The sequence below is a fragment of the uncultured Sulfitobacter sp. genome, from assembly GCF_947500075.1.
Classification (GTDB): domain Bacteria; phylum Pseudomonadota; class Alphaproteobacteria; order Rhodobacterales; family Rhodobacteraceae; genus Sulfitobacter.
The window spans coordinates 111,215-132,371 of sequence record NZ_CANMQS010000005.1 but is presented as its reverse complement, the minus strand read 5'-3'; the positions used below and the strand labels follow the sequence as shown (position 1 = coordinate 132,371).

20 protein-coding genes are annotated in these 21,157 nt (G+C 61.1%); 7 read left to right on the top strand and 13 right to left on the bottom strand.

The window, feature by feature from the left end; translation table 11 throughout:
* Nucleotides 1-9 precede the first annotated feature (9 nt).
* The 5 genes from Q1A91_RS16445 to proS form a co-directional block, all read right to left on the bottom strand.
* Nucleotides 10-693: an ABC transporter ATP-binding protein gene (locus Q1A91_RS16445; protein ID WP_299879874.1), complete on the bottom strand. Its 684-nt coding sequence runs from the start codon at nucleotides 691-693 to the stop codon at nucleotides 10-12.
* Nucleotides 686-1,981: a lipoprotein-releasing ABC transporter permease subunit gene (locus Q1A91_RS16440; RefSeq protein WP_299879871.1), complete on the bottom strand. Its 1,296-nt coding sequence runs from the start codon at nucleotides 1,979-1,981 to the stop codon at nucleotides 686-688. Before Q1A91_RS16440 ends, Q1A91_RS16445 begins: the two co-directional genes overlap by 8 nt.
* Before the next feature lie 32 nt (nucleotides 1,982-2,013).
* The gene (locus tag Q1A91_RS16435) at nucleotides 2,014-2,523 is read right to left on the bottom strand and encodes a DUF2937 family protein (RefSeq protein WP_299879868.1); all 510 of its coding nucleotides are present in this window, start codon (nucleotides 2,521-2,523) and stop codon (nucleotides 2,014-2,016) included.
* Nucleotides 2,520-3,476, bottom strand: coding sequence for a serine hydrolase (locus Q1A91_RS16430; RefSeq protein ID WP_299879865.1), 957 nt, complete (start codon nucleotides 3,474-3,476; stop codon nucleotides 2,520-2,522). Before Q1A91_RS16430 ends, Q1A91_RS16435 begins: the two co-directional genes overlap by 4 nt.
* Nucleotides 3,477-3,550: 74 nt before the next feature.
* The gene (gene proS / locus Q1A91_RS16425; protein WP_299879862.1) at nucleotides 3,551-4,891 is read right to left on the bottom strand and encodes a proline--tRNA ligase; all 1,341 of its coding nucleotides are present in this window, start codon (nucleotides 4,889-4,891) and stop codon (nucleotides 3,551-3,553) included.
* Between the two features lie 178 nt (nucleotides 4,892-5,069).
* On the opposite strand from proS, the gene Q1A91_RS16420 reads away from it, so the two are divergent.
* From Q1A91_RS16420 to ppx, 6 genes are all read left to right on the top strand, one after another.
* On the top strand, nucleotides 5,070-5,585 hold the full coding sequence (locus Q1A91_RS16420) for a fasciclin domain-containing protein (protein ID WP_299879859.1): 516 nt from the start codon (nucleotides 5,070-5,072) through the stop codon (nucleotides 5,583-5,585).
* A 192-nt stretch (nucleotides 5,586-5,777) separates the two neighbouring features.
* On the top strand, nucleotides 5,778-6,299 hold the full coding sequence (locus tag Q1A91_RS16415; RefSeq protein ID WP_299879856.1) for a hypothetical protein: 522 nt from the start codon (nucleotides 5,778-5,780) through the stop codon (nucleotides 6,297-6,299).
* Nucleotides 6,300-6,424: 125 nt separating this feature from the next.
* Nucleotides 6,425-7,495, top strand: coding sequence for an AI-2E family transporter (locus Q1A91_RS16410; protein WP_299879853.1), 1,071 nt, complete (start codon nucleotides 6,425-6,427; stop codon nucleotides 7,493-7,495).
* Nucleotides 7,492-8,187, top strand: coding sequence for a chromosomal replication initiator DnaA (locus tag Q1A91_RS16405; RefSeq protein ID WP_299879850.1), 696 nt, complete (start codon nucleotides 7,492-7,494; stop codon nucleotides 8,185-8,187). The genes Q1A91_RS16410 and Q1A91_RS16405 overlap by 4 nt, the downstream gene beginning before the upstream one ends.
* Nucleotides 8,188-8,228: 41 nt before the next feature.
* Nucleotides 8,229-10,412, top strand: a complete 2,184-nt coding sequence (locus Q1A91_RS16400) for an RNA degradosome polyphosphate kinase (RefSeq protein WP_299879848.1) — start codon at nucleotides 8,229-8,231, stop codon at nucleotides 10,410-10,412.
* A 73-nt stretch (nucleotides 10,413-10,485) separates the two neighbouring features.
* On the top strand, nucleotides 10,486-12,075 hold the full coding sequence (gene ppx, locus Q1A91_RS16395) for an exopolyphosphatase (protein WP_299879845.1): 1,590 nt from the start codon (nucleotides 10,486-10,488) through the stop codon (nucleotides 12,073-12,075).
* Between the two features lie 10 nt (nucleotides 12,076-12,085).
* Here ppx and Q1A91_RS16390 read toward each other — a convergent pair whose 3' ends face one another.
* The 6 genes from Q1A91_RS16390 to Q1A91_RS16365 are packed head-to-tail and all read right to left on the bottom strand — an operon-like array spanning nucleotide 12,086 to nucleotide 17,734.
* Complete coding sequence (locus Q1A91_RS16390) at nucleotides 12,086-12,454, bottom strand: hypothetical protein (RefSeq protein WP_299879843.1); 369 nt, start codon at nucleotides 12,452-12,454, stop codon at nucleotides 12,086-12,088.
* 19 nt (nucleotides 12,455-12,473) lie between these two features.
* A complete protein-coding gene (locus Q1A91_RS16385) occupies nucleotides 12,474-13,499 on the bottom strand; it encodes an endonuclease/exonuclease/phosphatase family protein (protein WP_299879840.1) in 1,026 nt (341 codons plus the stop codon).
* Nucleotides 13,499-14,179 (bottom strand): molecular chaperone DjiA, encoded by a 681-nt coding sequence (locus Q1A91_RS16380; protein ID WP_299879837.1) that lies wholly within the window; start codon nucleotides 14,177-14,179, stop codon nucleotides 13,499-13,501. Before Q1A91_RS16380 ends, Q1A91_RS16385 begins: the two co-directional genes overlap by 1 nt.
* A 31-nt stretch (nucleotides 14,180-14,210) precedes the next feature.
* A complete protein-coding gene (locus Q1A91_RS16375) occupies nucleotides 14,211-14,711 on the bottom strand; it encodes a GNAT family N-acetyltransferase (protein ID WP_299879835.1) in 501 nt (166 codons plus the stop codon).
* Nucleotides 14,695-16,824, bottom strand: a complete 2,130-nt coding sequence (gene scpA, locus Q1A91_RS16370; RefSeq protein WP_299879832.1) for a methylmalonyl-CoA mutase — start codon at nucleotides 16,822-16,824, stop codon at nucleotides 14,695-14,697. Before scpA ends, Q1A91_RS16375 begins: the two co-directional genes overlap by 17 nt.
* On the bottom strand, nucleotides 16,781-17,734 hold the full coding sequence (locus Q1A91_RS16365; RefSeq protein WP_299879829.1) for a hypothetical protein: 954 nt from the start codon (nucleotides 17,732-17,734) through the stop codon (nucleotides 16,781-16,783). Before Q1A91_RS16365 ends, scpA begins: the two co-directional genes overlap by 44 nt.
* Nucleotides 17,735-17,902: 168 nt before the next feature.
* On the opposite strand from Q1A91_RS16365, the gene Q1A91_RS16360 reads away from it, so the two are divergent.
* Entirely contained in the window at nucleotides 17,903-18,355 is a 453-nt protein-coding gene (locus Q1A91_RS16360; protein ID WP_299879826.1) for a DUF4174 domain-containing protein, read from the top strand.
* A gap of 88 nt (nucleotides 18,356-18,443) precedes the next feature.
* Here the strand turns inward: Q1A91_RS16360 and Q1A91_RS16355 are convergent, their stop codons facing one another.
* Together Q1A91_RS16355 and Q1A91_RS16350 are read right to left on the bottom strand one after the other, a co-directional pair.
* Complete coding sequence (locus Q1A91_RS16355) at nucleotides 18,444-19,070, bottom strand: hypothetical protein (RefSeq protein ID WP_299879823.1); 627 nt, start codon at nucleotides 19,068-19,070, stop codon at nucleotides 18,444-18,446.
* On the bottom strand, nucleotides 19,067-21,112 hold the full coding sequence (locus tag Q1A91_RS16350) for an acetyl/propionyl/methylcrotonyl-CoA carboxylase subunit alpha (RefSeq protein WP_299879820.1): 2,046 nt from the start codon (nucleotides 21,110-21,112) through the stop codon (nucleotides 19,067-19,069). The genes Q1A91_RS16355 and Q1A91_RS16350 overlap by 4 nt, the downstream gene beginning before the upstream one ends.
* Nucleotides 21,113-21,157: the final 45 nt, after the last annotated feature.

Here is a 21,157-nt window from a genome sequence, read left to right as displayed (position 1 = left end):
AAGCACCCATTACACGAGGTGCAGGCGTCCGGCCTCCATCCGGACCTGTCGGTCCATGCGTGCCGCCAGATCAAGGTTGTGGGTTGCGATGACCGCAGACAAGCCAGTGTCCCGGACAAGATCCATCAGACGTGCGAAAACCTGATCCGAGGTGGACGGGTCCAGATTGCCGGTCGGCTCATCCGCCAGCAGCAGGCGCGGCGCATTGGCCAGCGCGCGGCAAAAGGCGACCCGCTGCTGTTCCCCCCCCGACAGGGCCGCGGGCCGGTGATCCGCCCGCGCGGCGATCCCCACCTTGTCGAGCAGGTCGCGCGCGCGGTCTTCGGCCGCACTCCGCGCGGTGCCATTGGCCAGCTGCGGCAACACGATGTTTTCCAGCGCGGTAAATTCAGGCAGCAGGTGATGGAACTGGTAGATAAAGCCGACATCCCCCCGCCGCACAGCCGTGCGCCGCCGGTCGCCCTGCCCCGTCATGTCGGTGCCTGCGATCTCCACCCGGCCGGCATCGGGCGCATCCAGCAGTCCCGCAATGTGCAGCAGAGTGGATTTTCCCGCACCCGAGGGCGCCACAAGGGCGACAACTTCGCCCGGTGCAACGCTCAGATCAATGCCGCGCAGCACGGTGACTTCGTTGGGTTTGCCGGTGTTATAGGCTTTGGTGATGCCGGTCAGGCGCAGCACAGGATCACTCATACCGCAAGGCCTCCACCGGGTTCATCCGTGCGGCACGGCGGGCGGGAAAGATGGTAACGATGAACGACAGCCCCAGCGACAGCGCCACGGCGGACAGGACATCGCCAAGCTGCAATTTGGCGGGCAGATAATAGATCCCGCGCACAGAGGCGTCCCAGGCGGTGCCACCGGAGAGGTAGTTCACAAAGGCAAAGATCTGATCGACATAAAGCGCAAAGAGACAGCCCAGGATCACCCCCAACGCCGTGCCGATGATCCCGGTGAACGCCCCGCAGATGAAGAACACCCGCAAAACCGACCCTTCGGTCAGCCCCATGGTGCGCAGAATGCCGATGTCACGCCCCTTGTTCTTGACCAGCATGATCAGGCCCGAGACGATGTTCATCGCCGCAATCAGGACCAGCACGCTCATGATCACGAACATCACGCGATCCTCGATATCCAGCGCGCTGAGGAACGACCCCGAAGCATCGCGCCAGGTCCAGACCTGCGCAGGGCCGCCCATCGCCTCCAACAAAGGATAGGTCAGGCTATCCACAGCTTCGGGATCTTCAACCATCACTTCAAGTTCGTCTGCGAACCCCTCTCGATTAAAGAAAGATTGCGCCTCCGTGATGGGCAGGTAAGCGCGGGTGCGGTCGATGTCGTACCGACCTGCCGAAAAGATATACACAACCTCGTACCCGTTCACACGGGGGGAGGTTCCAAAGGCCGTCTTCACCCCGTTGGGCGAAATCACCCGGATCGTGTCTCCCACCGTCACCTGCAAGGACCGCGCGACACCGCTGCCGATGGCGATCCCGTCCGCGAAACGGTCGATATCGCCCAAAGCTGTCTCCGGATTGGCAATGCGGGGAATGGTTTTGAGATCAACCGGTGCAATCCCGTAGACCTCGATCCCGGCGTTCTGCTGGCCCTTGTTGGCCATCACCTGCGAGCGAACCAGCGGTGCGACGCGGGTCACACCGGGCACGGCACGCACTTTTTCGGCCAGTTCCTCATACTCCGCGATGCGGCGGTCGAGCTGGCCGTTGGGCTGCACTTCGCCAAACTGGTAGACGGTGACATGGGCGTTTGCGCCCAGAATGGTGCCGACAAATTCCGCCCGGAAGCCCGAGCGCACAGAGAGCGTGGCGATCAAGGCAAACACCGCCAGCGTGATCCCGATCAGGCTGATCCATGTCATCACGCTGACACCGCCTTCGGCACGGCGCGCGCGCAGGTAGCGCCAGGCGATCATCCATTCAAACGGGGCAAAGGGTGCCGTGCGGGCGGTGGGGTTGGCCATGACGGCTCCTATGCGGTCTGGTTTCAGCGGGGTCAAGCCGCCTTGGCATCTTGTCCGGGGCGGCGGCGGAATGGCCATGACAGAAGGCGCAACACAAGGCCCAGCGCCCCTGCCCCTGCAACAAAACCAGCACCCGCAAACGTGACCCCGGCAAAGTTCAGCGGCAAGGCGGGTTGATAGGCGGCAAATGCCGCCTGCGCGATCTGGCCATCAGTCAGACGGCTGGCATGATAGGCGCGCATGAAAGGGCCTGCGTTCTGGATGGTCACCAGATCGTCTTGCAGCCGCGCGTGGCGGGCGAAGGTCGTCTGCATGTCGATGCGGCGACGGTCCAGAAAGGCGGTGCCGGTCATCTGCGCCAAGGCTTCATCCCGGCTTAACCCCACAGTTGCCGCTGAAGCATCAAAATCCGCCACGACTTCGGCCAGCGCATCCACCGCACCGCCCAGACGTTGGGTATACTGCTGGGAATACTCGGGAAATTGCGAAGACGCTGCCGCCCCCATCAATCCACCAGCCAGTGTCAATGCACGCAGGATCATTGGAGCACCGCCGCTGCCAGCACATTGTCGAGACGCACCATATCCTCCCACGGCAGGCAGCGGTCATAGAACACAACCACACGCCACTCCGTCATCCAACTGACCGCATAGGTCCCGACATTCATCCGCCCCGGAAAGCACAACGCGCCAAAGTGCCTGTAGTTCATGCTGCCCTGAAAGGCGCGCTGGGTCATGCCAACACCGTAGAACGCGCCACCCCCCATGTCGGCTTGGGGCCAGTCCTGCGGGGCGCTGCCGATCCTGCCCTCCGGGCCGTATGCCCAGTGCATCAGACGGGCGTAGTCCTGCACGCTCATCTTCCAGCCGCCCCAGCCTGCCATGCTGGCCGTGCGGTCAGAAGGCATCGCGGTTGTTGCGCCCGCCGCCGACAACACATTGTCTTTGCAGTAGGTGGTATGCGGTTCTCCGGTTTGTGCGCTGATCATCGCCGCCAGAATCGCATAGTTTTCGTTGTTATAGGCGTATGACCCGATCTTGGCCGTCTGGGGCGTGCGGGTCAGCGCGGTGGCGGCAGCATCGGCAGACCGGTCCGCCTGTGTATCCAGCCAGATCGGCATCTGACCTTGCGTGTCATCCGGCCCCAGCCCCGCGCTGTGTGTCATCAAAGCGCCAACCGAGAGCGCATCAGGACCATAGCCCAGAACAGACAGGCTGGTGGTTTCGGCCGTCCAATCGCCGGTCTCAATCAGATGTGCGGCACAAAGCGCCGTCACCGCTTTGCTGAGGCTGGCCAGTTCGACAGGGGCATTGGCCTCCATTCCGATCGCCACATCGCGGTGAAATTGCCCCTTTTGCCAGATGGTCATCACGGCGGCATCCGCCCCCACGTCGGCCACCCAGCCTTGAAAGGCTGCTTCCAGCTTCTCGGGGATGTCAGCCCATGCGGTTTGTGCCGCGCAACACAGCGCAGCGGCAAAGAGTTTGAAGGTCAAGGCACTGCTCCTGCCTGCGTGTTTTGCGCAGTCTAGCAGAAAGGCGCGCCCCAATCAAAAGGCGCGCCGCGCGGTCACAGCATCCCGGCGTAAATCTGCGTGAGCTTCACGACCGCATCTTCGGGCGGCAGTTCCTCGCTCTCGCCGGTGCGACGGGAAGTCAGTTCAACCACACCGTTCTTGAGCCCCCGTGGCCCCACGGTGATCCGCCACGGCAGACCGATGAGATCCATCGTGGCAAACTTCGCCCCGGCCCCGTCCTTGCGGTCGTCATAGAGCGGCTCCATCCCCAACGCGGAAATGCTGTCATAGAGCGCCTTGCAGGCCGCATCGGCTTCGTCATCGCCCTGCCGTAGGTTCACGATGCCGACATGGAACGGCGTGACCCCTTCGGGCCAGATGATGCCCTTGTCGTCATGGCTGGCTTCGATGATCGCGCCCAGAAGGCGGCTGACGCCAATGCCGTGGCTGCCCATGTGGACCGGCACGGGTTTCCCGTCCGAGCCCTGCACGGTTGCACCCAACGGGTCGGAATACTTGGTGCCGAAGTAGAAAATCTGTCCCACCTCGATACCCCGCGCGGTGCGGCGGCGCTCTTCCGGCACTTGATTGAAAAGCGCTTCGTCATGGGTCTCATCGGTGCGGGCATAGAGATGGGTGAACTCCTCCATCACAGCAGCGCAGTCCTCGACACTGTCATAGTCGATCTGGCGGTCGCCGAAAGTCAGATCGGTGACGGCGCTGTCATAGAAGACCTCCGATTCACCGGTTTCAGCCAGAACAAGGAATTCATGGGTGTCATCGCCGCCAATGGGCCCTGAATCCGCGCGCATCGGGATCGCTTGCAGGCCCATCCGCTCATAGGTGCGCAGGTAGCTGACCAGATGCCGGTTGTAGGCATGCAGCGCGTCTTCCTTGGTCAGATCGAAGTTGTAGCCGTCTTTCATCAGGAATTCACGGCCCCGCATCACCCCGAAACGGGGACGGATTTCATCGCGGAACTTCCACTGGATCTGGTACATCGTCAGCGGCAGGTCCTTGTAGCTGCTGACATGGGCGCGGAAGATGTCGGTGATCAGTTCCTCCGCCGTGGGCGTAAACAGCATGTCCCGCCCGCCCCGGTCGGTGATGCGCAGCATCTCCTCGCCATAGGCATCATACCGTCCGCTTTCCCGCCACAGGTCCGCCGACTGGATCGTGGGCATCTGCATCGCCAGATGGCCGGCCCGCGCCTGTTCTTCATGCACGATGTTCTCAATCTTGCGCAGCACCTTGAAGCCCAGCGGCAACCACGAATAGATCCCCGCGCTTGCTTGTTTGATCATCCCCGCGCGCAGCATCAACCGGTGGCTGACGATCTGCGCCTCGGCAGGGTTTTCCTTGAGCACAGGCAGGAAATAACGCGACAATCGCATGGGGCGGCTCCTTGATTTGGGTTGCACCTGATTAGGCCAAAGGTCTGACCGCCGCAACGGCAGAACCCGGCAATTCAAAGAGATCAAAAAACTTTTGATCCAGTTGGTGATCCGCCGCGTATCCCTCTCATATCAAGCGTGTGCAAAATGCACACGCAGTATGGAAAAGGACCTGGATATGAAAAACTTGCGTAAACTTACAGCCGTCGCTGCCACAGCCCTGACATTCGGCACCGCTGCATCGGCCAACTCGATTGTCGACATCGCCTCTGCGGATGAGCGTTTCTCCACTCTGGTGGCGGCTGTTTCTGCGGCAGGATTGGTTGAAACCCTGCAAGGTCCCGGCCCCTTCACCGTCTATGCCCCGGTCAACGACGCCTTTGCGGCCCTGCCCGAAGGCACCGTTGAGACACTGCTGAAGCCGGAAAACAAAGGCCAACTGACCGATGTGCTGCTGTACCACGTCGATGACCGGAAGCTGACAGCCGAGATGATCCCCAACGGATCCAACTACTTCAAGCCCGTGCTCGCCTCCGAGCGTCTGTGCATCACCAAAGGCAGTGCTGGCGTATCCATCGCGGATGGCACCGGTGAGACGGCCACCGTCGTGATCGCCAACATCATGGCCGATAACGGTGTGATCCACGTGGTCGACAAGGTGCTGCTGCCCGGCACCCGCCCCGCCTGCCACTAAAGCTCAGACATCCTCAAGCACCGAAAGGCCTCCTTCGCGGGGGCCTTTTACATATTCAACACAATCTTTCAGCCGGGGTGCCATAATTCGGCCATGTGCCCGTGTTCAACCTTACGTTGTTGAGGCCCATTATCCTTGGGCTCATGTTATAATTTTTGAAACAGTCCCGCCGGCGCATTCTCGCCGTTGCAGATGACAGAAGTTATTGAGTATTTGAGGACCGACATGACAGATTTCCCACCAGCATCCGAGATTGTGGATGACGTATTGAGCCGGACCGGTCAGGCCCTGATTGACGGCGACTTTGAAACCTTTCTGCCCCACTTTCTGCTGCCCCAGGTGATTGAGACCTTCGAGGGGCCGAAAAACGTAAAGACGGCTGATGACCTGAAGGCGCTGTTCCTTTCCGTGCGCACCTTTCACAAGAGCCAGGACGTGAACCGGCTGGTCCGGTCCTGCCGATATGCCGTCTACAAGGACGAAGACAACATTGAAGGCGTGTTCGATGCACTGCTCTTCAATGGGAACGAATTGGTGCACAATATGCCATCGACCTTTGTCATGCTGACCCGGCACGATGACGTCTGGAAGATCATCTACAACATGTATGGTGTGAACGACGATGACGGCTTTGGCAGAGCATTGATCCATGCGCCGGATCTGCCCGGGACGCCTGCCGATGGCGGTTTTTCGGCGCAGTTGAAGGCAAGCTGACCAGCACGGCGCCACCCGCGTCAGACATGCGTGGTGTGCAGGCATCGGGGTTCTTTTCCGCAACCTGCCCTTGAAAGACCGCGCCCCATGGGCGATGTGAAGTCCATCCAAAGATGGAGCATCCCATGGCCCTGCCAATCCGCGATCAACTGAAATACTGGGGCATTGCTGCCGCAGTGCTGATGATCACCTTGTGGTTCATGGGCGATGTTCTGTTGCCCTTCCTGTTGGGCGGGGCGATTGCCTATTTCCTCGATCCCGTGGCCGACAGGCTGGAGCGGTTGGGACTGAGCCGTGCACTGGCAACCGCCGTGATCACCATTGTGGCGGTATTGCTGTTTGTGATCATGGCGCTTTTGGTGATCCCGACATTGATCAGCCAGACCGTCAGCCTGTTTGAGACAGCCCCCCAACTGGCCCGCGATCTGGGCGGGTTCCTGACCGAACGTTTCCCGTCGCTGCTGGATGAAACCTCTACCTTGCGGACCTCGCTCAACTCTGTTGGCGTCGCGGTGCAGGAACGGGGTGGTCAATTGCTGGAAACGGCCCTGTCGTCCTTTGCCTCCGTGCTGAACGTGATTGTTCTGTTTGTCATTGTGCCTGTGGTGGGCGTTTATCTGCTGCTGGACTGGGACCGGATGGTGGCCAGCATCGACAAGCTGCTGCCACGGGACCATGCGCCGACCATCCGCCGGTTGGCAGGTGAGATTGACCAGACATTGGCGTCTTTCATCAGGGGCATGGGCACGGTTTGCCTGATCCTTGGGACCTATTACGCCATCGCGCTGATGATCGTCGGGCTGCAATTTGGTCTGGTGGTCGGGTTCATTGCAGGCCTTGTGACTTTCATCCCTTACCTGGGTGCCCTGCTGGGGGGCGCGCTGGCCATCGGGCTGGCGCTGTTTCAGTTCTGGGGGGACTGGGTGTCGATTGGTCTGGTGGCGGGCATCTTTGTGCTGGGTCAGACCATCGAAGGCAATGTGCTGACCCCGAAACTGGTGGGCAGTTCGATCGGGCTGCACCCTGTGTGGCTGATCCTTTCCCTGTCAGTCTTTGGCACGCTCTTCGGGTTTGTCGGCATGCTGGTTGCCGTGCCGCTGGCGGCGGCCCTTGGCGTGCTGATCCGTTTTGGCGTGAATCAATACCACGATAGCCTGCTGTACAAGGGCGTCGGCCACGACGCGGACCCCGAGTGACCAAACAACTTGGGCTTGACCTGCCAAGCCGTGCCGCATTGGAGCGAGAGGCGTTTTTTGCCGCCCCCTGTAACCATGTCGCGCTGGCGATGATTGACCGCTGGCCCGATTGGGCAGGCGGCAAACTGGTGTTGAGCGGGCCGACAGGGTCGGGCAAAACCCACCTCACCCATGTCTGGGCGGCGGCCTCCGGCGCGACGATCCTGCAAGCAACCGCGCTGACGGAGACGGAAGTCCCCACCCTCGCCCAAGGGCATGTGGCGGTCGAAGACGTGCCCCGCATCGCAGGCAATGCAGCGGCAGAGACGGCGCTTTTTCACCTGCACAATCTGGTGCTGGCCAATGGCCGGAACCTGCTGCTGACGGGCACCGGGCCGGTCGCGGCCTGGGGGTTGCGCCTGCCTGATCTGGTGAGCCGGCTTGAGGGCACAACGGCCATCACAATCGAGGAACCTGACGATGTCCTGCTGACGGTACTGCTGGCCAAACTGCTGGATGATCGCCAATTGCGCACATCTGCAAACCTGATCCCCTATCTTCTGCGCCGCATGGACCGTTCCTATGCCGCGGCAATTGCGCTGACCCAGGCACTGGATGCAGCCAGCCTTGCAGGCAAGCGGCCCGTGACCCGCGCATTGGCCGCCGATGTCTTTGACGCGCTGGACAATACCCCGCCAGCGGGCGATAATTGAGACTTCGTAAAACCGTTACACGTCAAAGGCATACCACTGCCATGTCTCACGCCGAATTTCTCAAGGCGCCGTTTCCGGTTGCCCGGGAGCTGCCCGATCTCGACTTCACCGGCCCCGGCCGGTTCTTCAATCGTGAACTAAGCTGGCTGGGGTTCAACTGGCGTGTGCTGGAAGAGGCGGAAAACCCCCGTGTGCCACTGCTGGAGCGGCTGCGGTTCCTGTCGATCTCTGCGGATAATCTTGATGAATTCTATACCGTTCGGGTCGCAGGCCTGCGCGAATTGGCACATGCAGGCAACACCACCCCTGCGGCCGATGGCCTGACGCCTGCCAACCAATTGGTGCTGATCAATGAAAACGCCCGCAGCCTGATGATGACCCAGCAGCGCGTGCTGGTCGATCTGCTGGCAGAGATGGACAACAACGGCATCATGGTGGAACGGCTTGCCGATCTGAACGACGATGACCGCGTCCATCTGGACGACGTGTTCCTCAATCAGGTGTTCGCGGTTCTCTCCCCCCTGGCCATTGACCCCGCGCACCCGTTTCCCTTTATCCCCAACACCGGCTTTGCGCTGGCGTTGCAGCTGGAACGCACCTCTGACAAACGCCCCCTGCAGGCCCTGCTGCCGATCCCCGCACAGATCGACCGCTTTGTCTCCCTCCCTGCGGAGCCCGGCACCTTGCGGTATCTGCCGCTTGAAGACCTGCTGGTGCTGCATATCCCTGCGCTCTTCCCCGGCTATCGGCTGAAATCCCACTTTGAATTCCGCGTGTTGCGCGACAGCGATCTGGAAGTGGAGGAAGAAGCCGAAGACCTTGTGCGCGAATTCGAAGTGGCCCTGAAGCGCCGACGCCGGGGCGAAGTGGTGCGGCTGACCATGTCGCCCGGTGCGCCGGAAAAGCTCAAGGCCGTGGTGATGGAAGAACTGGGCGTGCCCGACATCGACATCATCGAAATCGATGGCATGATCGGCATTGATGACCTGTCAGAGCTGGTGACAGATGCCCGCCCCGACCTGCTGTGGCCGCAGTTCACGCCCCGTGTGCCGGAACGGGTGACAGATCACGACGGCGACATGTTTGCGGCGATCCGGCAGAAAGACATGCTGCTGCATCATCCCTATGAAACCTTCGACATGGTTGTGCGGTTTCTGGCGCAGGCGGCGCGCGATCCGAATGTGGTGGCGATCAAACAGACACTCTACCGGACGTCGCGTGACAGCCCGATTGTGGAAGCGCTGTGTGAGGCCGCTGAAGACGGGAAATCCGTGACGGCGCTGGTAGAGTTGAAAGCGCGGTTTGACGAAGCGGCCAACATCCACCAGTCGCGGCGGCTGGAACGGGCGGGCGCGCATGTGGTCTACGGGTTCCTCGATCTGAAAACCCACGCCAAAATCTCCACCGTGGTGCGGCGCGAAGGCACGCAACTGGTGACCTACACGCATTACGGCACGGGCAATTACCACCCGATCACGGCGCGCATCTACACCGATCTGTCGCTCTTTACCTGTGATCAGCGGTTGGGACGTGATGCAACGAAGGTGTTCAACTACCTGTCAGGCTACGCGCAGCCACAAAGCCTTGATAACCTTGCCATCTCTCCCACCACGCTGAAACCACGCCTGCTGGAGCTCATCGCGGCGGAGGCTGGCCATGCGGCGGCAGGCAAACCGGCGGCGATCTGGGCCAAGATGAATTCGCTGATCGACAGTGAGGTGATCGACGCGCTTTATGCCGCCAGTCAAGCTGGCGTGCAGATCAGCCTTGTGGTGCGCGGCATCTGCGGTTTGCGCCCCGGCGTGGCGGGGCTGTCGGACAATATCCGCGTCAAATCCATCGTCGGCCGGTTTCTGGAGCATTCGCGCATCGTGTGCTTTGGCAATGGGTCTGGCTTGCCGCACAAAAAGGCGCGTGTGTTCATCTCCTCCGCCGATTGGATGGGCCGCAACCTCAACCGCCGGGTGGAGACGCTGGTGGAGATTGAGAACGCCACCGTCAAGGCACAGATCACCAATCAGATCATGGCAGCCAACCTTGCGGATGTGGCGCAAAGCTGGGTGATGACACCCGATGGCAAATTCGAACGCCCGCCCGTGGCCGAGGGGCAGTTTGCCTTCAGCTGCCACCGGTTCTTCATGGAGAACCCGTCCCTGTCAGGTCGCGGGTCTGCGGGGGCATCCGATGTGCCCAAGCTGACCCATACCGAGGATTCAGGCTACTGAGAGGTTAACAATTGACCCAAAGCCGCCCCTGCCCCATTTTGCCCCCGCACGCCCCATAGACCAAGGACCCGCTATGGACGATCACCCGCCTGTTTCTGCCCCCGTCCCGGTCCCCGAAACCGGGGTTGCTGATCTGGGGCTGTTTGGCAAACCGCTGTTTGAAGATCCCTCCGCCCGGCGGCTGTCGCGGGTTGGTGTGGTGGATGTCGGGTCCAACTCTGTCCGGCTGGTGGTGTTTGACGGCGCGGCGCGGTCGCCTGCTTACTTCTATAACGAAAAGATCATGTGCGCGCTGGGAGCAGGCATGGCCGAAACCGGGCACCTGTCCCCCAGTGGGCGCGAACGCGCATTGGCCGCGATGCACCGGTTCAAGAAACTGGCAGATGGCATGGGCCTGAGCGAGCTGACCTGCGTGGCCACGGCTGCGGTGCGCGATGCCACCGATGGTCCCGCATTCTGCAAGGAAGTGCGTGACCAGACCGGCCTGCGCATCTGGGTCATTGACGGTGAGGAAGAAGCCCGACTGTCAGCGCAAGGCGTGCTGCTGGGCTGGCCCGGTGCCTATGGTCTGGTCTGTGACATTGGCGGATCGTCGATGGAACTGGCGGAGATTTCCGGCGGGCGCGTGGGCCGCCGGGTGACGTCGGAACTTGGCCCGCTGAAACTGCGTGACCTCAAAGGCGGCGCCAAGGCGCGTGAGGCGCATGTCAAAGAGGTGATGAAAAAACTCGCCGACCGGATGGGCCCGCAACGGGATCGGCTGTTCCTTGTCGGTGGCTCCTGGCGGGCGATTGCACGGATTGACATGATGCGGCGTGGCTATCCGCTGCATGTGCTGCACGAATACCGCATGACGCCACGCGCCGTGAGCGCGACAGTCAAATTCATCAGAAAATCCAATATTGAGGAGCTGCGCCAGATTGCAGGCGTCTCCAGCGCGCGGATGGCCTTGGTGCCCTACGCCGCAACGGTCCTCAGCCGGTTGGTCAAGACCTTCCGCCCCAAGGACATCGCCGTTTCAAGCTACGGCATCCGCGAAGGGATGCTCTATGAACAGATGCCCCAGCGTCTGCGTGACCGTGACCCGCTGATCGAGGCCTGCCGCTTCGCCGAAGCCAAGGACGCGCGCACGCCCGGATTTGGCAAGATCCTGAACACCTTCATCCAACCGCTCTACAAATCTGCCCCGGCGCCCCGCAAACGGCTGATCAAGGCGGCGTGCCTCTTGCACGACGTCAGCTGGCGCGCGCATCCCGATTACCGGGCAGAGGTTTGTTTTGACAACGCCACCCGCGCCAATCTGGGCGGGCTGAAACACGCTGAACGGATCTTTCTGGGGCTGGCCCTGCTGCACCGCTACTCCAACAAGCGCGAGAACACCCGCTTCGAAGAACTCTATGAGATGATCGACGAAAAGACCCGGCACGAGGCGGAAATACTGGGCAAAGCCATGCGATTTGGCGCGATGCTGTGGATGAACAAGGATGAGGACCGGGGCGAACTGCGCTGGTTCCCCAAAAAGAAGATCCTGCAACTGGTGCTGACCAAGGACATGCTGCCCCTGTTTGGCGAAGTGGCGGAAGCGCGGCTGAATTCGCTGGCCGCATCCCTTGGTGCCGAGGTGGAGATCAAGACCCGCCGGAAGGCCCGCGCAGAGGCCTAGGGGCGGGACGCTAAAGCTCTACCTGCGGCATTTCTTCGGGCGTTTCCTTGGGCGCATCCGGCTTGCGGCGGATGATAATGTCCCCGTTGGGCAGGATTTCGGGCGCCTCATAAAGGCTCCAATCCTCCACCTCTTCCATCAAGGCCCCAAGGCGCGGTCCCATCTCTTCGGCGAAGTTCTTGAACGCGGGACCCATCTGGTCCGCCAGATCGCCAAAGTTATCAATGGCCGGTTCCATTTCCTTGAGAATGCCTTCCATGAACATCTGGGCGCCCCGCTCCATCAGCGTGAGCCCGCGGTGTTCCTCGGCCACGGCAAGACCCGGCAGCAGCATCAGGAAAAAGGCAAATGCGTGTTTCATGGTCAGAAGATAGGACATTTGCCGCGAAATTGCGAGGTCAGGCGTCAAAATCAAGCGTGACAGGGAAATGATCGGAGGCGGTGACAAGCGCGTCGCGCAGGTCAGCCCTTTGCCAGCAATCGGGATCATCCAGCGGATGCCAGATGCGCCAGCGCGGCGCGCGGGCGCGCAGGGGGTCGCTGACCATGATGTAGTCCAGAAGGGCTTGCAGATACCGTTTTTCATGGCGGATCCAGAACCGGGCGGAGGTCGGCATGGCCCCCAGCTTGCGCGACAACGCCTGCCGCGCATGAGGGTCAAAGAGCGCATTGTCCCGCCCATGCCCCAACACAATCTCAACCGAGGAGCGGCCAAAAAGGCTCTCGAATTCGTCCAGCCCCGGACCATCGTTCAGATCGCCCATAACGATAAGCGGGGTCTGCGCGGCAAGATGTTCCTCAATCCGCCCCCGCAGCCAGATCGCCTGCGCCAATTGTTTGCGCCGGTTCGCGACCTGTTTGCTCAGCACTTCGGCAGGCGTGGTGGCACCATGGGGGGATTTGGATTTCAGATGCGCGCCGATCAGGCAGAAGGCAAAGCCGGATGCAGTCTCAACCGCCAGTTCAAGCGGGGGTTTGGAAAAGACCACAAGGTCTTCGGTGGCATCAATATCCAGATCAATCCTGAGCGCCCCATCAAACCGGGGCGCGCCACTGGCCCCCTCCGGGCCGGTGAACACCCCTTGCGGATCATGGCGCACGCTCAGCTTTTCGGGATCATAGAGCAGCGCAATTTCCTGCTGCGTCTCGTTGGAGAAACCAACTGCGGCATGGGTTGTGCGCAGATCAAACCGCGCCGCGAAGGTCTCAAGCGCCTGCACGGTTGAGCGTTTCTTGCTGGTGTCAGGCGCCTCAATCACCAGGACCGCGTCGGCATCCATGGCTTGAAACACCACGCCAAGCGCCTGCGTCTGCTGGGCGCGGGTTACGTTATAGCGCGCAGACCAGCCGTCATCCTCAAACAATTGATTATCATCATCAAAAAGTGACGTGAACCATTCGGCATTGTAGGTCGCAAGCCGCATCAGGCGGCTTTGCCGGACAGGGTTTCCCAGGCGCGGTTGATGTCGATCATGCGTTTCTCGGCCAGACGGATCGCCTCTGGCGGCAGGCCACGGGCAATCAGCGCATCGGGGTGATTGGCGCGCACCAGCTTCTGCCATGCCTTGCGCGCGTCCGCCCGCGTGGCATCCGGCGGGATGCCCAGCACAGAATGCGGCAGAGGGGAGCTGTTGGGCACAAAGCGCGCCTTCAGCGTTGCAAAATCCGCCTCATCCAGACCGAAAATATCGCAAACCTCTTCCAGAAACGCGTTTTCATTGGGGTGATAGAACCCATCAGCCATCGCGATGTGGAAAAGCCCTTCCATCAGGTCGGTCAGCATCTGCGGCTGGCCTTCGAACATCGTGGCAATCCGCCGGGCGTAGTCGTCAAAACCGGTCACATCCTGCCGCGCAAGGTTGAACACTTTCGCCGCTTGCCCGGCGTCTGCCTCCGCAATCTGGAAGACCTCGCGAAAGGCGGTAACCTCATCCTTGGTGACCAGGCCATCCGCCTTGGCCATCTTCGCCCCCAGCGCAATCACCGCAATGGTGAAGGCGACAGAGCGTTCAGGCGGGGTGCGCAGACGGTCAAAGACCGCCGCCAGCCCTTCGCCAGACGTGAGCGCAGAAAGTGCTTCGGTGATGCGGGTCCAAATCGACATGAGCGCATCCTATCTGGCTGAAACAGGAAAGTCAGGGCAGATCGAGGGTCTTTGTCATCAAGATCAGGTCAAGCCAGCGGTCTTGTTTGCGGCCCACCTGCGGCAGGTGCCCGGTTTTGGCAAATCCCAGCCGGGTGTGAAAGGCCATGGCTGCGGTGTTTTCACCTGATATGGCAGCAACGAGGGTATGAATGCCCTGCCCCTTGGCCCGGATTTCAGCGGCCTGCATCAAGGCCTGCCCCACACCGCGCCCCTGCCGTGCCGTGATGATCGTGTGTTCCGCCGTGTGGGCATAGCCGGGGCCGCCGCGAAACGGCCCCCATGTGATGAACCCTTGCACCGCGCCCTCCCGCTCTGCCACCAAAAACGCATCCGCGCTGCGGGTCAGAAGCGCCTGCATGTCCGCATCGGTTTTCAGCACGGTCGTGAAGGTCGCGGTGGTGTCTGCAATCATCGCATTCCACAAGGCGCCGACAGCAGGCAGGTCCTGCTGTCGGGCGTCGCGGAGGATCAGATCAGCTGCGCGCGGCACGGATCAGCTTGAGGATATCCTGCGCCGCTGCCGGGATATTCGTACCCGGCCCGAAGATCGCCTTCACCCCAGCATCATAGAGGTATTGGTAGTCCTGCTGCGGAATAACGCCGCCGCAGATCACCAGAATATCCTCCGCACCCGCGTCCTTGAGCGCCTGCACCAGCTGCGGCGCAAGCGTCTTGTGCCCCGCCGCCTGAGAGGAAATGCCAATGACATGCACGTCGTTGTCCACCGCATCCTGTGCGGCTTCCGCAGGGGTCTGGAACAAGGGGCCCACATCCACGTCAAAACCGATGTCGGCAAAGGCGGTGGCAATCACTTTGGCGCCCCGGTCGTGCCCGTCCTGCCCCATCTTGACCACCAGCATGCGCGGGCGCCGACCTTCGTCTTCGGCAAAGTCATCAACCGCTTTCTGGATGTCCGCAAAGCCCGCATCACCCTCATATGCGGCCCCGTAAACCCCGGCGAGGGTTTTCACTTCTGCCCGGTGGCGGCCAAATTCGTTTTCCATAGCCATGCTGATTTCCCCCACAGTGGCCCGTGCCCGCGCTGCCGCAACAGCGCCTTCCAACAGATTGCCGCCGTCCCGTGCGCGGCGCGTCAGCTCTTCGAGCGCTGCGGTGCAGGCGCTCTCATCGCGGGTGGCGCGGATGGTCTTGAGCCGCGCGATTTGGCTGTCCCGGACAGCCATGTTGTCCACGTCGAGGATGTCGATCGGATCTTCCTCATCCCGGCGATATTTGTTCACACCCACAACAACTTCGTCGCCCCTGTCGATGTTGGCCTGTCGCTGCGCTGCCGCCTCTTCAATGCGCAGCTTGGGCATGCCGGAGGCAACGGCCTTGGTCATGCCGCCCATCTCCTCAACCTCTTCGATCAGCTTCCATGCGGCATCAGCCAGATCGGCGGTCAACTTCTCAACGTAGTAGGACCCGGCCAATGGATCGACCACATTGGTCACGCCGGTTTCTTCCTGCAAAATCAACTGTGTGTTCCGCGCAATGCGCGCCGAGTGATCCGTTGGCAGACCAATCGCCTCATCCAGCGAGTTGGTGTGGAGCGACTGCGTGCCGCCCAGAACCGCGCTCATCGCTTCATAGGCGGTGCGCACCACGTTGTTATAGGGATCCTGCTCCGCAAGGCTCACCCCAGAGGTCTGGCAATGGGTCCGCAGCATGGAGGATTTGGGGTTCTGCGGCTTGAATTCATCCATGATGCGGGACCACAGCAGGCGCGCGGCGCGCAGCTTGGCAGCTTCCATGAAGAAGTTCATGCCGATGCAGAAGAAGAACGACAGGCGCGGTGCGAATTTGTCCACGTCCATGCCTGCGGCAATCGCCGTGCGTACGTATTCGCGGCCATCGGCCAGCGTGAAGGCCAGCTCCTGCACAAGGTTCGCGCCCGCCTCCTGCATGTGGTAGCCGGAGATGGAGATGGAGTTGAACTTTGGCATCTCATTGGCGGTGTATTCGATGATATCCGCCACAATCCGCATCGAAGGTTCGGGGGGGTAGATATAGGTGTTGCGGACCATGAATTCCTTGAGGATGTCGTTCTGGATTGTGCCCGCCAGCACCGACCGGTCATGCCCCTGCTCTTCCCCTGCCACAATGAAACTGGCCAGAACCGGGATCACCGCGCCATTCATGGTCATGGAGACCGAGACCTTGTCGAGCGGGATACCATCGAAGAGGATCTTCATGTCCTCCACGCTGTCGATGGCCACACCGGCCTTGCCCACGTCCCCTTCAACGCGGGGGTGGTCGCTGTCATAGCCACGGTGGGTGGCCAGATCGAAGGCGACCGACACCCCCTGCTGACCCGCCGCCAGATTGCGGCGGTAGAAGGCGTTGGATTCCTCGGCTGTGGAGAAGCCGGCGTATTGCCGGATCGTCCAGGGACGGCCCGCGTACATCGTGGCTTTCACCCCGCGTGTGAATGGGGCCTGACCGGGGATGCCGCCCAAATGGTCCAATCCGGCCGTGTCCTCAGCCGTGTAAAGCGGCTGCACGGGGATGCCTTCCAGCGTGTGCCAGGTCAGGTCATCAGGGCTGCGCCCGCGCAGCTCACCCTCCGCCAGACTGCGCCAATTGTCCTTGTCGGTCGTCATATCCATGTCCTTTTGTCATCTGTCCGGGGTGTGGATGTGTCTCCACTTTGCGCCGGAGCGTGTCTTCTGTCAGGGTCGCCAGACCGTCTGCACCGGCAATGAGCCAATGCATGTCGTCGGCATAGTCTTCGGCCAGTCTGGCCTGTTGTTCAGGGGTGAACGGCTGCCACCTTCCATCCAGATCCGGCAGGTGGGTCAGATCGCCCGCCTGCTCTGCCACCAGCGCCCGCAGTTTGCGCAGATCCCAGGACGCATTCAGACGCGGCACCTTGTGGGCCTTGGCATAGGGAAGATCAAACCCCACAGCCGCGCTCAGCACCGCGTGGGGCCGGTTTGCGAAATGCTCAAATGGCAGCACGCAAATCTCCGCCTCCGGCACAGCGCAGGAGATGTCGGTGATCACGTCGCGCCATGTGCGCGCGCTGTTGCAGATTGCCGCGCGGCGCGCGGGCGTCGGCACCGGATGGCCCCGCTCCACCACCAGCGCCATCGCTGAGGCCCACCAGACATCCTGCGCCCGCACAGACAGAACAATCCGGTTGATCCGCCCCGCAAAAGCCGCAGAGACCCGCGCCATACGCTCCCCCGCTGCGGGATACAGCGCGCGGTGACGCAGGCTGTGCGCACAGCTGCCCAGCATGTTCTCATCACTGACGAGAAGCTGTTTGAGGCCGTCCTGCTCCGCACGGGCGGCAAGCATACGCGCGCGGCCCTGCGCGCGCAGGGCCGGGTTGCGTTTGCGCGGCGCGGTGGAATTCTGGAACAACCCCGGAAACACGGATTTGCGCGTCCGCTCAGGCCCCCAGACACCAATGCCGTGTTCATGCAGCGCCGCAAGATGCTGACGCACCCCATGTTGAAAGGTGGTCGTGCCGGTGCGGTGGGCACCAATATGCAAAGTCACATCCATTTGTGCGGATCCTGCCTGTCTTGGAACGGCCGCCCCGGTCGGCCGGATGCTGAGGGTTGGCCCCTTCATGCGACAAAACCTCTTACAGGTGACTTAATGAAAAAAAGCACATGTCTGTGCATCGCTTTTTGGCGCAACATGGCTATATCATGCACAACAGGAGTGATGATGAAACGCTTGATACCACTTGTTTTTAGTGCCCTCATGGGCGCGGCTGGCACCGCACAGGCCAGCGATGCCTCGCCCCCGGTCGCGCTGTTTATGCCCGCAGATATGAAAGATTTGAGCGAGTTCCGCTGGAAAAAGCGCCCTGTGGTTGTTTTTGCCGACAGCGAAAACGACCCCGCCTTTATTGAGCAGATGTCACTGTTGCAGGCCCGCGAAGATGATCTTCTGGAACGTGATGTGATTGTCCTGACCGATACGGATCCGGCAGCGCGCAGTGCGCTGAGGCTGAAAATGCGGCCCCGTGGGTTCATGCTGGTACTGGTGGGCAAGGATGGCGGCATCAAGCTGCGCAAACCCTTCCCGTGGTCCGTGCGGGAGATTTCGCGCAGCATTGACAAAATGCCCATGCGGCAACGCGAAATCCGCGACAGCAAGGAAGCTGCCGGGCAGTAGACCTTGTACCAAGGCACCGTCATCTCTATGTTATGAGATGAAAGAAGCCACCAACGGAGACCAGAAATGGACAAGGATACATACATCCCTATTCCCCTGACCGGTCGGACGGGCCCTCAGCCCGGCTATTGATCCGCGCTGCTTTTTCATCTGCCGCCGCTTTGCCGCCCCGTGAAAACGCATCTATCAGGGCATTTGCGTAGCGGCCAAAGGCCAGCAGTTGCACCTTCATCGCGATGTAATCCTGATACATGACAATGCGGCGTGCGGGTTCCATCGCCGCAAAAGCATCTGCACGCATATCCGCAGCCAATGCGGCCACTGACTTCAACTGCGAATAATAGATCACAATCGGGTCGATGGTCTGACGCGGCAGGATGTGAATATCTGCAATCAGCGCGTCAAAAACCGTGTCATGCCGCTCAATCGGGATGAAGGGCACAAAGGCCGGGTCGTCTTTCATCCGTTCAACCATCTGATCGCGGTAGCTTTCCAACTCCGCAGCGTCCCAGAGGTTGGCAAGATTGGCCCCGATCTCCGCATAGATCGCCCGGTGGTAGTCACGCAGTTTTTCCGCCCGCAAGGCAGCTGCCACGCGGCGGTTTTGCCAGCCGTTGACCAGCCACCCCGCCGCAAGGAAAGCGCCCGCAATGACCGCCTGCCAGATGCGGGCATCCACGCCGGAGGCCCAGGATATGACGCCGCTCTCGTTCACTCGAACTCGATGATCACATCGTCCACGGCAAGGCTGTCGCCTGCCTCGGCGTTGATCTTGGCGACAACGCCCTTCTTCTCGGCGCGCAGGATGTTTTCCATCTTCATCGCCTCGATGGTGCAGAGCGCCTGACCTTCCTGCACTTCGTCGCCCACAGCCACATCCATCTTCACCACCAGACCCGGCATCGGGCAAAGCAGCATCTTGGAGGTATCGGGCGCGACTTTCTCAGGCATCAGCCGGGCCAGTTCGGCCTGACGCGGCGTGCGCACATGCGCGCGCAGATCAGCGCCCCGCGTGCGGATGCGGAACCCGCCCGAGATCTTGCCGACCTTCATCACCAAAGGCGCATCTGCCACGGTCATCGTGGCCAGCTTGTCCCCCGGTGTCCAATCGCCTGCAACGCGCAGGCTGGAGCCGTCGTCAAAATGCACCGTCGCCCCGCCGGGGTCCGCTTCAATCACCACGTCAAAGGAATGGCCCTGCACCGCGACGTTCCAGTCGCTGCCCACTTTGCGTTCGTGGTTGTCCATCCGGCCCGAAACCCGCGCGCGGCGGATTTCACCCACGCGGTGCATCGCCGCTGTCGCCGCTGCGATCCGGCGCAATTCCGCTTCGGCCAGTTCAACCCCATCGAACCCGTCGGGGTATTGTTCTTCGATAAAGGCCGTGGTCATGGTGCCGTCGATGAAGATCTGGTGATCCATCACCGCGGACAGAAACGGCAGATTGTGCCCGATCCCCTCGACTTCAAAACTGTCGAGCGCCACGCGCATCTGCTCAATCGCCTCCGCCCGTGTGGGCGCCCAGGTGCAGAGCTTGGCAATCATCGGGTCGTAATACATGGAGATTTCACCGCCTTCGAAAACGCCGGTGTCATTGCGCACCGCCATCTCCGCCACAGGCGCGTCGTCGGCCCATTTGCCATTGTCGGACAATGGTCCCGCGGCCAGTTCCTGCGGCGGGCGATAGCGGGTCAGTCGGCCAATCGACGGCAGGAAGCCGCGATAGGGGTCTTCGGCGTAAAGACGGTTCTCAATCGCCCAGCCGGTGAGCGTGACGTCCTTCTGGCTGATGGTCAGCTTTTCGCCATTCGCCACCCGGATCATCTGTTCCACCAGATCGACGCCCGTGATCAGTTCGGTGACCGGGTGTTCCACCTGCAAACGGGTGTTCATCTCAAGGAAATAGAAGTTCTTGTCGCCATCCACGATGAATTCGACCGTCCCGGCAGAGGTATACCCCACCGCCTGCGCCAGTGCGACCGCCTGTTCGCCCATGGCCTTGCGGGTTGCTTCATCAAGGAAGGGGCTGGGCGCTTCTTCGACAACCTTCTGGTTGCGGCGCTGGATCGAACATTCACGTTCGCCCAGATAGATGCCGTTGCCATGGGCATCACACAGCACCTGAATTTCGATGTGGCGGGGTTGGGTCACAAATTTCTCAATGAAAATGCGGTCATCCCCGAAGGAGTTCGCCGCTTCGTTCTTGGACGACTGGAAGCCCTCACGCGCTTCTGCGTCGTTCCATGCGATCCGCATCCCCTTGCCGCCGCCCCCGGCAGAGGCCTTGAGCATCACCGGATAACCGATGTCATTGGAAATCTTGACCGCCTCATCCGCGTCTTCGATCAGGCCCATGTAGCCGGGCACCGTGCTGACACCGGCGTCCTGTGCAATTTTCTTGGAGGTGATCTTGTCCCCCATCTTTTCGATCGCACCAACAGGCGGGCCAACGAAGGCGACGCCAGCGGCCTCAAGAGCCTCCGCGAACTTGCTGTTTTCGCTTAGAAAACCATATCCCGGATGCACGGCCTCTGCCCCACTTTCCTTGATCGCGGCCATGACCTTGTCGATCACGATGTAGGACTGGTTCGCGGGGGGCGGGCCAATGTGGACGGCTTCATCGGCCATCTTGACGTGCAACGCATTTGCATCCGCGTCGGAATAGATCGCAACAGAGGCAATCCCCATCTTGCGCGCGGTCTTGATAACGCGACAGGCGATCTCGCCCCGGTTGGCGATCAGGATTTTATTGAACATGGGGTATCCTTCTGGGTCTTTGGATAAACGCGGAAAGCCCCGCTA